10 protein-coding genes are annotated in these 13929 nt (G+C 63.5%); 3 read left to right on the top strand and 7 right to left on the bottom strand.

Annotated elements, in window-relative coordinates; all coding sequences use genetic code 11:
- The first annotated feature begins 10 nt into the window (after positions 1-10).
- Complete coding sequence (locus tag XI06_RS28380) at positions 11-1240, top strand: SAM-dependent methyltransferase (protein ID WP_237862484.1); 1230 nt, start codon at positions 11-13, stop codon at positions 1238-1240.
- An 83-nt stretch (positions 1241-1323) separates the two neighbouring features.
- Positions 1324-2358 carry a cysteine synthase A gene (locus tag XI06_RS28375; RefSeq protein ID WP_237862485.1) on the top strand — a complete coding sequence of 345 codons (1035 nt, stop codon included), beginning with the start codon at positions 1324-1326 and terminating at the stop codon, positions 2356-2358.
- A 28-nt stretch (positions 2359-2386) separates the two neighbouring features.
- Here the strand turns inward: XI06_RS28375 and XI06_RS28370 are convergent, their stop codons facing one another.
- From XI06_RS28370 to XI06_RS28340, 7 genes are all read right to left on the bottom strand, one after another.
- The gene (locus XI06_RS28370) at positions 2387-2923 is read right to left on the bottom strand and encodes a DUF805 domain-containing protein (RefSeq protein ID WP_271607034.1); all 537 of its coding nucleotides are present in this window, start codon (positions 2921-2923) and stop codon (positions 2387-2389) included.
- Between the two features lie 110 nt (positions 2924-3033).
- Positions 3034-5280, bottom strand: a complete 2247-nt coding sequence (locus XI06_RS28365) for an O-linked N-acetylglucosamine transferase, SPINDLY family protein (RefSeq protein ID WP_271607033.1) — start codon at positions 5278-5280, stop codon at positions 3034-3036.
- Between the two features lie 141 nt (positions 5281-5421).
- Positions 5422-7659, bottom strand: coding sequence for an O-linked N-acetylglucosamine transferase family protein (locus XI06_RS28360; RefSeq protein ID WP_237862488.1), 2238 nt, complete (start codon positions 7657-7659; stop codon positions 5422-5424).
- A gap of 90 nt (positions 7660-7749) precedes the next feature.
- Positions 7750-8487, bottom strand: coding sequence for an amino acid ABC transporter ATP-binding protein (locus XI06_RS28355; RefSeq protein ID WP_237862489.1), 738 nt, complete (start codon positions 8485-8487; stop codon positions 7750-7752).
- An 11-nt stretch (positions 8488-8498) separates the two neighbouring features.
- Positions 8499-10019 (bottom strand): amino acid ABC transporter permease, encoded by a 1521-nt coding sequence (locus XI06_RS28350; RefSeq protein ID WP_271607032.1) that lies wholly within the window; start codon positions 10017-10019, stop codon positions 8499-8501.
- Positions 10016-11221 carry an amino acid ABC transporter permease gene (locus XI06_RS28345; protein WP_237862491.1) on the bottom strand — a complete coding sequence of 402 codons (1206 nt, stop codon included), beginning with the start codon at positions 11219-11221 and terminating at the stop codon, positions 10016-10018. Before XI06_RS28345 ends, XI06_RS28350 begins: the two co-directional genes overlap by 4 nt.
- A gap of 24 nt (positions 11222-11245) precedes the next feature.
- Positions 11246-12262, bottom strand: coding sequence for an amino acid ABC transporter substrate-binding protein (locus XI06_RS28340; RefSeq protein WP_271607031.1), 1017 nt, complete (start codon positions 12260-12262; stop codon positions 11246-11248).
- A 370-nt stretch (positions 12263-12632) separates the two neighbouring features.
- Here XI06_RS28340 and metC point away from each other — a divergent pair, with 370 nt between their 5' ends.
- Positions 12633-13817: a cystathionine beta-lyase gene (gene metC / locus XI06_RS28335; protein WP_237869063.1), complete on the top strand. Its 1185-nt coding sequence runs from the start codon at positions 12633-12635 to the stop codon at positions 13815-13817.
- Positions 13818-13929 lie beyond the last annotated feature (112 nt).

Below are 13929 nucleotides of genomic sequence, written 5' to 3'. Positions count from 1 at the left end.
GGATCTGCCGATGTCGAATGCCATTTCGGTGACACCTGATGACGTCGAGACAGTGCTGGCCGACCTGCCGCGCATCGTTCGCCTTGCGCTGACCTTCGGGTCGCGGCTGCGGCGCGGCACGCTCGACGTCACGCTGCCGGACGGCCGCGTGATCAGACTCGGAGGACACGAGCCGGGTCCGAATGCTGCGATGCGCCTGCACAATTACGGCTTCGCATCGCGCCTGATCAATGGCGGCGACATCGGCGTCGCCGAAGCCTACCTTGCCGGCGATTGGGACACGCCCGATCTCACGCAGTTTCTCTACCTGTTCTGCGTCAACCACGATTTGATCCAGGCGATGCTGCGCGACAAGCCGCTGATGCGGCTCGTGCAGATGCTTCAGCACTGGTTCAACCGCAACACTCGCCGCCAGGCGCGGCGCAACATCCACGCCCATTACGACATCGGCAATGCGTTCTACTCAGCCTGGCTGGATCCGAGCATGACCTATTCGTCGGCGCTGTTCGAGGGCTCGACCACCGACCTCACGGCAGCCCAAACCAACAAATATCGCCGCCTCGCCGAGGCGCTCGACCTGAAGCCTGGCCAGAAGCTGCTCGAGATCGGCTGCGGCTGGGGTGGCTTCGCCGAGTTTGCCGCAAAGACGTTTGGCGCGCGCGTCGTCGGCCTGACTATCTCGACCGAGCAGCGCGATTTTGCGCAGAAGCGGATCCACGAAGCAGGCCTCGCCGAACAGGTCGAGATCCGGTTGCAGGACTATCGCGACGAGCGTGATCGCTACGACCGGATCGCCTCGATCGAGATGATCGAGGCGGTCGGCGAGGAATTCTGGCCGCGCTATTTCGCTCAGCTGCGCGACCGGCTGCTGCCGGGCGGATTGGCAGGCATCCAGGCCATCACGATCCAGGACCGGCTTTTCCAGGGCTACCGACGCGAGGTCGACTTCATCCAGCGCTATGTTTTTCCGGGCGGCATGCTGCCCTCGCCCGCAGTGCTGAAATCGCTCGGAGACCGGTTCAGCATCCCCGTCATCCGCGAGCGCATCTTCGGGCAAGATTATGCCAAGACGCTTGCCACCTGGCGAAATAACTTTCGCGCGGCTTGGCCGGGTCTCGTTCCGCTCGGCTTCGACGATCGGTTCCGGCGGCTGTGGGAGTACTATCTCGCCTATTGCGAGGCCGGATTCCTGTCCGGCAATATCGACGTCCGGCAGGTCATCTTCGCAAAGCAGCAATAAGAGTTCGCGCCCTCGCCTTGTGCGGCTGGCGACCCTACTTTAGGGTCGGACCCTCATCCTGAACCAGCCGGTAATTGCCTGACATGACCATCAAAAACGACGTTGTCGAAGCCATCGGCAACACCCCGCTCATCAAGCTCAAGCGCGCCTCCGAACTGACCGGCTGCACCATTCTCGGCAAGGCCGAGTTCATGAATCCCGGCCAGTCGGTGAAGGATCGCGCCGGCAAATGGATGATCCAGGAAGCCGAGAAGCGCGGCGAGCTGAAGCCGGGTGGCCTCGTCGTGGAAGCAACGGCCGGCAACACCGGCATTGGGCTGGCGGTGGTCGCGAGCGCGCGCGGCTATCGCACGTTGATCGTGATTCCGGAGACGCAGAGCCAGGAGAAGAAGGATTTCCTGAAGCTGTGCGGCGCCCAGCTGCTGGAGTCTCCGGCCCTGCCTTACTCCAATCCGAACAATTACCAGCATGTCGGCCGCCGTCTTGCCGACGAGCTGCGCAAGACCGAGCCGAACGGCGTGCTATTCGCCGACCAATGGAACAACCTCGACAACGCCAAGGCGCATTACGACTCCACCGGCCCCGAGATCTGGGCACAGACCGGCGGCAAGATCGACGGCTTTGTCTGCTCGGTCGGCAGCGGCGGCACCCTGGCCGGCACCAGCCGTTTTCTGAAAGAGAAGAACAAGGACATCCGGATCGCCTGCGCCGATCCGCACGGCGCCGGCATGTTCGAATACTTCCGGACCGGCACCGCCAAGGCGAGCCCGGGCGACTCCATCACGGAAGGCATCGGCCTCGGCCGGAAAACCGCGATCGTCGAGAGCGCGAAGGTCGACGATGCCTATCTCGTTCCTGACGCCGAAGCCGTGACTGTCATCTACGAGCTGCTCCAGCACGAAGGCCTGTGTCTCGGTGGCTCGACCGGTATCAACATTGTCGGCGCGATGCGGCTCGCCAAGCAGCTCGGACCCGGCAAGACCATCGTCACCATCCTCTGCGATTCCGGCAGCCGCTATCAGTCAAAACTGTTCAACGCCGATTTCATGCGCGCCAAGAATCTGCCCGTGCCGGAATGGCTGGAGAGGCGCAGCAACATCAAGCTGCCGTTCGTCTAGTCCAGCGCGAGCAGTCGGCTCCAGACGCTTAACTCCAGCTCGCACGCGCCGAGCCTTGCGACACGCGCGCAAGGCGCCGCTCAGACGTCGATGATTTGCTGGCCGCACGCGCCGGCGGCTCGAACGGGTTGGTGTAAGCGCCCCCGATCTCGGCGCTCGGCCAGAAGGTGAGCGCCAGCAGCAGGCCGAGATTGACCAGCCCGCCGACCATCGTGCCCTGATGCTCCCCGCCAATGGCCGAGGCCGGAAGCCGGCCCGCCACCACATGATCGACGATCATGAGCGCGATCCAGGCCGGGATGACGCAGACCGGGTCCCAGCCGATGTCGCGGATGCGCATGGATTGCAGCGTGAAGGTCGCAAGACCAAAGAAGATCATCGCGACAATGATCGCCCTGTTATGGGTGAGATCCTCGGGGCGGACCATGCTCGGCGACGTCGTGCGCAGCATGGCCATCGCGATGGCAAAGCAGATCGCGGTCATCGCGATCGCCAGCGCAACCGTGGCCAGGAAGAAATGCAATCGCCCGAGGCGGGCGTTGAGGCCGAACACGAAACCGAGCATTTGACGCTCCCCTTTTGCGCCACATACGCAAAGGGTGCTTTCGGACGCGTGAAGCGGCGGGGCGTCATCATTGGCATGGTTGTTGGCCGGCGACGGAATTGCGTAAAACTCTAGGTTTCGGCGTCCTCGCCGGACTTCAAAGCCGCGGCACAATAGTCCCGCCAGAACTGGCGATAGCCCGCCTCCACCCTGCCCGCATAGATTTCGACATTGCCGGCAGCCGAGGCTGCGATCTGCGCCGGCAAGTCCGCGCGCAATTTCGCCAGATAATCCGGCTGCGCCGCGAACTTGCACGCAATCTCGACATAGCCGTCATCATCGTCGGCGACCCAGTCGCCAAGGCCAGCGGAAGCCACGATGGAGCCACCTGCTCGCGAGGAAGCTCCGTTGCCGAGCTTGGCGACGACAGGAACGCCCTTGTAGAGAGATTCCCAGGTGCTGATGCCGCCGTTTTGCGGAAACGTATCCAGGGAAATGTCGATCTGGGCAAAAGCCTGCAAGTGCTCGGCGCGCGGCGTGGAGCCGAGGCAAGTGATGTTCTCCTCGGCAATGCCCTGCGCGACGAAGCGCGCGATCAGACTGTCGCGCAGCAAGGGATCGTCGAGCAGCCCATGCTTGAGGATGATCTTCGATCCCGGCACCTTGCTCATGATGCGCGACCACACCCGGATCGCATCATCCGAGATCTTGTAGATGCGGTTGAACACGCCGAAGGTGACGTAGCCGTTGCGGAGCATCGGAAGTTCGGAAGGAGTCAGATCCGAGACCGGCTCCATCGTGATCAGGCACGGCAGATCATGGACCTTTTCGGCGAGCAGATGGCGCGCCGATTCCGGGATGAAGATCGGATCGGCAAGCACGTAGTCCATGGTCTGAAGGCCCGTGCCGGTCGCGTGTCCGAAGCCCGAAACCTGGATGGGGGCCGGCTTCCGCGCGAACACATGGAGTCGGTGACCGGTCGTATGCCCGGATACGTCGATCAGGATATCGACCTTGTCGGCCTGAATGCGATCGGCCAGCTCGTTGTCCGACATCTGCCCGGCATCGACCCAGACGTCCGCCAATGCCTTGAAACTCTCGGTGATCTCGTCCTGCAACGGCCAGCAGGAATAGCAGATGACCTCGAATTTGGCGTGGTCATGATGGCGCAACACCGGCAACAGGGTGAGCGCCGCCGAGTGGTTTCTGAATTCGGACGAGACATATCCGATCACGATCCGCCTGTCCGGATCGAGCTCCCGCGGCGGCAGCTCGATCCGTGACAATTGGGAGCCGACCGCGTCCCACCAATATTTTCGTGCCGCCTGCTGGACCGCGAAATCGGCCTCGGCGAGATAATCCAGCAGGAAGATCTTGCGCGCGATCGCGTCGGCATAGTCCGGCATGATCTCGAGCGCCGCGTCGAGATGCTCGAGCGCCGTCTTGATGTCGCCCTGGCTCGCGTAACACGACGCCAGCAGCGCCATGCCGAGCGCGGACCGCGGATTTTGCTCGAGCAGCGTCTTGACGGCTGCAAACGCCTTTGCCGTGTTTCCGAGGAGAATGTTGACTTGCGTCGTCCCGCGCAACGCCAGCTCGAGCGTGGGCGAAATCGACAACGCCGCATCGAAATCCGCTGCCGCCTGCTCCAGCCGCGACAGATCGAAATGGAGCCGTCCGCGCTGTGCCAGCATCTTGGCCGAACCGGGCTTGATCGCGAGCCCCGCGGCAAGAGCGGCTGCGGCTTCCCTGAAGTGCCGGAGCTCGACGCTCACCATGCCTTTGCCGGCGTGGGCCTCCGCGTGACGCGGCTGAAACAACAAGGCGCGATCGAAACTCTGGTCGGCACGCTCGAACTGGCCCATCGCCAGCTCCGCCATGCCACGGTTGCAAAAGGCGTCGGCATAGTCCGGCTTCAGCTTGATGGCGCGCTCGTGAAGTTCGATCGCCTGCTCGGGATGTCCCATGTGCAGCAGCGTGTTGCCGAGATTGGTCAGCGCGGTCAGAAAATTCGGCTTCAGCGCGATGGCCTTCTCCTGGCAGCGACGCGCCTCCTCGTAATTCTTGAGGTCGAAAAACACGGTCGCGAGGTTATTGTGAGCGTCGGGAGAGCGCGGATCGAGTGCGATCGCGCGCTCGATCAATTGCTGCGCCTCTTCAAGGCGCCCGCCATCATGCGCACACATGCCGAGCAGATGCGTGGCGTCGACGTGATCCGGAAGCACCTCCAGGATCTGACGGCAGAGCGCCTCAGTCTCTGCGTAGCGACCCTGGCCGTAAGCAGAAGCTGCCGCAGAAAGGATAGCGTCCGCCTGCTTCTTGAATTTCTTCTGCAATCGCGCGTTCTGGAACGCGCGCGCGCCGGCGCTGCTCTGCAAGATTGCTCTCCGAAGGATACCCGCCGAAGAGTCTAGCTGATTCGCGAGGCCAGCCGGCCGGTCCGCCGGACCGGAGAGGCCCCGGATTTTCCCGGGATGTCAGGCGTTACGCGCGTTCCTGGCCCGGTGCGCCCAACCTGCCTACCCGACGTCACCGCCAGCCGCGGTCACGGCACAATGGTCGCGCCAGAACTGGCGATAAGCAGCCTCGACCTCGCGCGCATAGTGTTCGACATTGCCGGCCGCGGAGGCTGCAATCTGCGCCGGCAAACCCGCGCGCAGCTTCGCCAGATACTCTGGCTGCGCCGCGAACTTGCACGCGATCTCGGCATAACCGTCATCATCGTTGGCGACCCATTCGCCAAGGCCGGCAGCAGCCACGATCGAGCCGCCGGCGCGCGACGAGGCGCCGTTGCCGAGCTTGGCGACAACAGGGACGCCCGCATAGAGCGATTCCCAGGTACTGATGCCGCCGTTCTGCGGGAACGTGTCGAGCGAAATGTCGATCTGGGCAAAGGCGCGCAGATGCTCGTGGCGCGGGCTCGAACCCAGGCACGTGACATTGGCTTCGGCGATGCCCTGCGCCGCAAACCTCGCTACCAGGCCGTCGCGCACCAGGGGATCGTCGAGCAGGGTATGCTTGACGATGATCCGCGATCCCGGCACCTCGCGCATGATGTGCGACCACACCCGGATCGCCTCGTCCGAGATCTTGTAGATGCGGTTGAACACGCCGAAAGTCACGTAGCCGTTGCGGAGCATGGGCAGCTCCGACGGCGGCACATCCAGGATGGGATCGATCGTGATCAGGCACGGCAGGTCATGGACCTTCTCGGCCAACAGATGGCGCGCCGATTGCGGAATGAAGACCGGATCCGCGAGCACGTAGTCCATGGTCTGAAGGCCAGTCCCGGTCGCATGCCCGAAGCCCGACACCTGGATCGGCGCCGGCTTGCGGGCGAAAACATGAAGCCTGTTGCCGGTCGTATGCCCGGATACGTCGACCAGAATATCGACCTTGTCGGCCTGAATGCGATCGGCCAATTGGTCGTCGGAAAGCTGCCCAGCCTCGACCCAGACATCCGCCAGGGAGTGGAATTTGGCGGTCATCTCGTCGCGCACCTGCGCACACGAGTAGCAGATGATTTCGAACTTGGCGTGATCGTGATGACGGAGCACCGGCAGCAGGGTAAACGCCGCCGAGTGGTACCAGAACTCGGCCGCGACATAACCGATCACGATCCGCCTGTCGGGATCGAGCTGTTGGGGCGCAAGCTGCCTTTGCGGCACTCTGACGCCGATCACGTCCCACCACTGCTTTCGCGCGGCCTGCTGAACCGCGAAATCGGCCTCCCCGAGATAATCCAGAAAGAAGATCTTTCGCCCGATCAAGCTCGCATCCGGCGCGATTGCGATCGCGGCGTCGAGAAGCTCGACCGCCGATGCGATCTCTCCCTGGTTTGCAAGACAGGCGCTCAGCAGCGCCATCGCCACCGCGGAGCCCGGATTTTCCTCAAGAAGCGTGGTGCAGGCCAGCATCGCCTGCGCCGTGTTGCCCATGCTGAGCGCGACCTGGGCCTTCCCCTCCAAGGCCACCTCGAGCCTGGGAGACAGCGCGAGCGCAGCGTCAAAATCCGCCGCCGCCTGCTCCGGTCTCGACAGCTCGAGATTGACCCGTCCGCGGTTCGCCAGGATCTTTGCCGAGCCCGGCCTGAGCGCGAGCGCCGCCTCAAGGGCGCTCTTGGCCTCGTCGTAGTTCTTGAGCTGAATATTGACCAACCCCTTGCCGACGAGCGCCTCCACGTGTCGCGGCTGAAACAGCAAGGTACGATCAAAACTTTCCTTGGCGCGGTCGAACTGTTGCAGGGCCAGCTCCGCCAAACCACGATTGCACAGCGCATCGACATAGTCGGGCTTGAGCTTGATCGCGCGATCGTACATTTCGATCGCCTGCGCGACCCGGTTCAGGTGCAGCAAGGCATTGCCGAGATTGGCCAAGGCCATCGGGAAATTCGGCTTCAGCGCGATGGCCTTCTCCAGGGACGCGCGCGCATCCTCGTATTGCCCGAGTGCGAAATGCGTGGCTCCCAGATCTGAAAGGGCCTGTGTTGAGCGCGGATCGACGACCACGGCTTGCGTGAATGCCTGTTTCGCGGCCTCGAAGCGCTGACCCGAGAACGCGCACAAGCCCAGCAGGTGCAAGGCTGCAAAATGCTCCGGAAGCTCATTCAGTATCTGTCGGCAGAGCGCCTCGGCCTCGGCATGCCGGCCCTGGCCGTAGGCCGCGTTCGCGGCGGAGATGATGGCCTCCGCCTGCTTCTTGAATTTCTTCTGCAATCGCGCGTTCTGGAACGCGCGTGCGCCGGCGCTGCTCTGCAAGGTCACTCTCCAAAGGATGGCCGACGGAGAGTCTAGCTGATTCGCATGGCGGGCCGGCCGATTGGCGGCGCCCCCGAGATGCCCCCGGTATCAGCGCAGGATTTGGCTCAGGAACAGCTTGGTGCGGGCGTGCTGGGGCGCGGCGAAGAATTCCTTCGGCGTGTTGGCCTCGATGATCTGGCCAGCGTCCATGAACACCACACGGTTGGCGACTTCCTTGGCAAAGCCCATCTCGTGAGTGACGACCAGCATGGTCATGCCCTCCTCGGCGAGGTCGACCATGGTGTCGAGCACCTCCTTGACCATTTCGGGGTCGAGCGCCGAGGTCGGCTCGTCGAACAGCATCACCTTCGGGTTCATGGTCAGAGCGCGCGCGATGGCGACGCGCTGCTGCTGGCCGCCGGACATCTGGCCCGGGAATTTGTTGGCCTGGTGCGGGATCTTGACCCGCTCCAGGAATTTCATCGCGGTGGCTTCGGCGTCCTTCTTGGGAATGTTGCGGACCCAGATCGGCGCCAGCGTGCAATTGTCGAGCACGGTGAGATGCGGGAACAGATTAAAGCTCTGGAACACCATGCCGACCTCGCGGCGCACCGCGTCGACATGCTTGAGGTTCGGCCCGAGCTCGATGCCGTCGACGACGATCTCGCCCTCCTGGAATTCCTCGAGCGCGTTGATGCAGCGGATCAAGGTCGATTTGCCCGAGCCCGAGGGGCCGCAGATCACGATGCGCTCGCCCTTGTTGACCGCGAGGTCGATGTCGCGAAGCACGTGAAACTCGCCGTACCATTTGTTGAGGCCGGAAATCTTGACGATGGGGTCGGTCATGGTGGCCTCGATCAGTTGCGACGGTGAGCGTTGAGGCGGTGCTCGACGAAGAGCGAGTAGCGCGACATTCCGAAGCAGAAGATGAAGTAGATGATGCCGGTGAACGCGAAGCCGGTGAAGGCGGTCGACGGCGTGGTCCAGACCGGATCGGCGAATGAAGCCCGCAGCGAGCCGAGAAGATCGAACAGTGCAACGATCGAGACCAGCGACGTGTCCTTGAACAGCGAAATGAAGCTGTTGACGATGGCGGGAATGACGTGGCGCAGCGCCTGCGGCAGCACGATCAGCGAGGTCGTCTTCCACCAGGACAGGCCGAGCGCGGAGGCCGCCTCTCCCTGCCCGCGCGGCACCGCCGCCAGACCGCCACGCAAATTCTCGGCCTGATAGGCGCCGGTGAACAGCGAAACGCCGATCAGCGCGCGCACCAGGCCGTCGACGGTGAAGTTTCCCGGCAGGAACAGCGGTAGCATGTAGGTCGCGAAAAACAGCACCGTGATCAGCGGCACCCCGCGCCAGAACTCGATATAGGTGATCGAGAATATCCGGATCAGGGGAATGGTCGAGCGCCGGCCGAGCGCGAGCGCGACGCCGATCGGCAGTGACGCCACGATGCCGGTAATCGCGATCACCAGGGTCACCAGCAGCCCGCCCCACAGCCGCGTATCGACGATCGGCAAGCCGCCGCGATCGAGCCCCATCAGCTTGATCACCGCCGCAATTCCGGCGAACGTGGCGAGGCATGTGATCAGCGGCCGTGATCCGGCACGCGCCCCGCCACCGAGCACGAACAGGATCACCGACACGATCACGGCTGTGATCAGGAAGTCGGGCCAGGGCCCCTGCCCGGACGCCAGCATCTGGTCGCGCAGCCAGGTCAATGGAAAGATCACCCAGTGCAGCAACGTGCCGACCAGCACGATGGCGCTGCCGATCGCCCAGAGCGCCGGGCCGGCGGCCGAGGTCTTGCTCAGTCCGACCACAGCCTCACCGGCCCCGCTGATGCTGTCGGCGAACAATTGCAGCAGGCCCGCAACCCAGCTCACGCCGAAGCCGGCGATGCCGCCGCCATGCAGCAGGAAGAATGCGACCGCAGGAAAGGCTAGGAAGAACAGCCCGGCATTCACGCTCTTGGCCGGCAGACGTGGGATTAGCAGCGGCAGAAGCAGCACAGCGCCCAGCGCGAAGGTCAGGTTGACCCGCCAGCGTTCGGCCTCGGGATAGAAGCCGTAGAAAAGCTGCGTGGACTTAGCCTGGATAAAGGGCCAGCAGGCGCCGACCGGACGACCTGCATTCTCCGCGAGGCAGGCCGTGCGGTCGTTGCCACTCCAGACCGCATCGACCAGGAGAAACTTGATGCTTGGAACAACGATGTACCAGACCAGCAACAGGCCGAGAATCGTCAGCAGGATATTGGTCGGCGAGTTCAGCAGGCGCGTGCGCACGAAGCCGACAAAGCCGGTGGTCTTCACGGGCGCCGCGCGCTCGGACACCAGGTCCTGCCGGACAAAGGAAGACGCGGCAATATCGGTCATGCACCCAGGCTCCGGCTGATGCGCCAGCCATAGACGCTCATGACAGCGCTGGTGACGAGCGAGGTCAGGAGATAGACGCCCATTGTCATGGCGATGATCTCGATTGCCTGTCCGGTCTGGCTCAGGGCCGTGCCGGCGAACACCGAGACGAGATCTGGATAACCGATCGCGACCGCCAGCGACGAGTTCTTGGTCAGGTTGAGGTACTGGTTGGTGAGCGGCGGCACGATCACGCGCATGGCCTGCGGCACCACGATCAGCCGCAACGTCGCGCCTCGGCTGAGACCCAGCGAGGAGCCCGCCTCCATCTGCCCCTTATGAACCGAGAGAATGCCTGCACGCACGATCTCGGCGATGAAGGCCGCGGTATAGGTCGAGAGCCCAACTGTCAGTGCGACGAATTCCGGAATGATCCGCGCCCCGCCAGCAAAGTTGAATCCCTTCAACTGCGGAAATTCGAATGTGACGGGCAGACCGAACACAAGCGTCGTGACGAGCGGTAATCCGACGAGCAATGCCAGAACGTACGGCCAGATCTGGATCGCGCGGCCCTGATCAAACAGCGCCCTCCGCGCGTAGCTGCGCAACGCCAGCGACGCGACGACGCCGAGCGCGAGCATGGCAAGGAATGGAACGAGGCCGGGCTGAGCCAGCGGCGATGGCACGATCACGCCGCGATTGTTGAGGAAGAAGGCGCCGAGGACCGACACACTTTGCCGCGGCGCCGGCAGTGCCGCGAGCACCGCAAGATACCAGAACAGGATCTGGAACAGCAGCGGCAGGTTGCGGATCGCCTCGACATAGAGACCGCCGACACGCGACACCAGCCAGTTGGGCGACAAACGGCAGAGTGCGACGATGAAACCGATCACGGTGGCAAAGAAGATGCCCACCACCGAAACGAGCAGCGTGTTCAAGACACCGACGATGAAGACGCGGAAATAGGTATCGGACCCCGAATAGGGGATTAGGGTCTGATTGACGTCGAAGCTGGCGCTGTTCCGCAGGAACCCGAAGCCCGCTGCAATGTGCTGGGACTCGAGGTTGGTACGGGCATTCGAGATGATCTCGTAGGCAATCCAGGCCAGGACCGCGCCAAAGACAAGCTGGACGGCGACGCCGTTCCAGCCTGCCTTGCCACCGAGCGCGCGCCGGAGCTTCAGCGCGAGCTGTGGTGGCGGTTTCCGGGCCTCGACGCCCATCGGCGCAGCCTGCGGCTTTGCCGATCAGCGGATCGGCGGCGAGTATTGCAGGCCGCCCTTGGTCCAGAGACTGTTGATGCCACGGCTGATCTTGAGCGGCGAACCGGCGCCAACGTTGCGATCGAACGACTCTCCGTAATTGCCGACCGCCTTCACGATCCGGATCACCCAGTCCTTGGTGAGGCCAAGCTGTTCGCCGAGATTGCCGTCGGTGCCGAGCACCCGCTTCAGCTCCGGCTTGTCGGATTTCGCCATCTCGTCGACGTTCTTCTGGGTGATGCCGAGCTCCTCGGCCGTGACCATCGCAAACAGCGTCCATTTCACGATGTCGAACCACTGATCGTCGCCGTGACGCACCATGGGACCCAGCGGCTCCTTCGAAATGATCTCGGGCAGCACAACGTGATCGGCGGGATTCGTCAGCTTCAGCCGGCTGGCATAGAGGCCGGACGAGTCGTCGGTGAAGACGTCGCAGCGTCCCGACTCGTAGGCCTTGACCGCCTCGTCGATCGTGCCGAACGCGATGACCTCGTACTTCATGTTGTTGGCCTTGAAGTAATCGGCGAGGTTCAGCTCGGTGGTGGTGCCGGTCTGGACGCAGACGGAGGCGCTGTTGAGCTCAAGTGCGGAATTGACCTTGAGCGACTTCTTCACCATGAAGCCCTGCCCGTCATAATAGGTGACGCCGGTGAAATTGGCGCCGAGCGAGGTGTCGCGCGAAACCGTCCATGTGGTGTTGCGCGACAGCACGTCGATCTCGCCGGATTGGAGCGCCGTGAAGCGGTCCTTGGCAGACAACGGCACGAACTTGATCTTGGTCGGGTCGCTCAAGACCACCGCCGCGATCGCGCGGCAGACGTCGACGTCGATGCCGGTCCAATTGCCCTTGTCGTCGGGCGAGGAGAAGCCGGGCAGGCCCTGGCTGACGCCGCAGGACAGCATGCCCCGGTCCTTGATGGTCTTGAGCGTTTGCGCGTCGGCGGTTTGGGCGGAGAGGCCGGCGGCGAGAGCAAGAGTGAGAGCCAGGGTTACGCGTTTCATGGGCTTCAAGCCTTTCAAAGTCATCTCAAGGTCGGGAACGGAATCCCTGCAAGGCTGCGCCTTGCAAGAGTCATGCTGGAAAACCTTGCCGAACACTCGCCCATCCCAAGGAGGCCATACCTTAATCCTCGCCGTAGGCGCCCGCCGTTGTGGCTGTGGCGCAAGGTCCGGTCAGACGATGGATCGAAGGTCGCGGCAGGCCCCTCAACATGCGGCGACTGAATAGCACCTGCGCATCACAGAACGACTGGCGAGCCGGGTCAAGGGGTTGACGGGACTCTTCTGTGTTCTGTTATTAACGATCGCGGCCCCGGGGCCGCCCCGGCCGTGCGATCCGCGCCCGGCGGAAACGCTTTTTGAAAGCAGACGCATGGATTCCTCGCACCCCCCAGAGCAGCACGCCGAAACCCGCCTGGTCACCTCCGGCCGCGACACCAAGGCGCAGAAGGGGTTCGTCAATCCGCCCGTGTTCCACGGCTCGACCGTGCTCTATCCAACCGCCGAGGACCTGCATGCCCATCGCGGCGAGTTCACCTATGGCCGCCATGGCACTCCGACCACGCGGGCGTTCCAGGACACGCTGATGGCACTTGAGGGACCGCAATGCGCTGGCGTCGGCATCGTGCCGTCGGGCTTGTCGGCGATCTCCACCACCCTGCTCTCGGTGCTGAAGACCGGCGACCACATCCTGGTCGTTGACAACATTTACCGGCCCTCGCGCAATTTCTGCAACGGCATGCTCGCCCGTTACGGCGTCGAGACCACTTACTTTGACCCGCTGATCGGCGCTGCCGTCGAGACGTTGTTCAAGCCCAATACCCGCGCTGTGCTGGTCGAGGCGCCGGGGTCGCAATCCTTCGAGATGCCTGATATCCGCGCCATCGCCGAGGTCGCGCATGCGCATGACGCTCTCGTCATCGACGACAACACTTGGGCGACGCCGCTCTATCACCGCTCGCTCGAACAGGGTGTCGACATCTCCATGCAGGCGGCCACCAAATATATCGGCGGCCATTCCGACATCATGTTCGGCACGATTTCGGCCAATGCCAGGGCCTGGCCGCAGATATCCGAAGGCATCCGCCTGCTCGGCGTCTGCGCCGGCCCCGATGACGTCTTCCTCGCGCTGCGCGGCTTGCGCACGCTGTCGGTGCGGCTGGCGCAGCATCATCGTTCAGGTCTGGAGATGGCGCGCTGGCTCGCATCGCGGCCCGAGGTCACGCGCGTGCTGCATCCGGGGCTCGAGACCGATCCGGGCCATGCGATCTGGAAGCGCGACTTCACCGGCGCTTCCGGCCTGTTCAGCATCGTGCTGAAGCCGGCGCCGCAAAAGGCGGTCGACACCATGCTCAACACGCTCAAGCTGTTCGGCATGGGCTTTTCTTGGGGCGGCTTCGAAAGCCTTGCGATTCCCTTCGACTGCGACGCCTACCGCACCGCGACCAAATGGGCGCCGGGCGGCCCGACGCTCCGCCTCCACATCGGCCTCGAGAGCGTCGACGACCTCAAAGCCGATCTCGATCGCGGCTTCGCTGCCCTCAAAGCGGCCATGTGAGCCTACTCACGCGGCATCCCGCCTGCGGACGCGCCAATGCGCGCCGCGGGAACGTGCATGAATACCGGACGTTAACGCCGTCGCGCCAACAGGGGGTTGATCCCCCGACGTT

This window comes from Bradyrhizobium sp. CCBAU 11434 (genome assembly GCF_028128895.1).
Classification (GTDB): domain Bacteria; phylum Pseudomonadota; class Alphaproteobacteria; order Rhizobiales; family Xanthobacteraceae; genus Bradyrhizobium; species Bradyrhizobium zhengyangense.
This window is presented reverse-complemented; position numbering and strand designations above follow the sequence as displayed.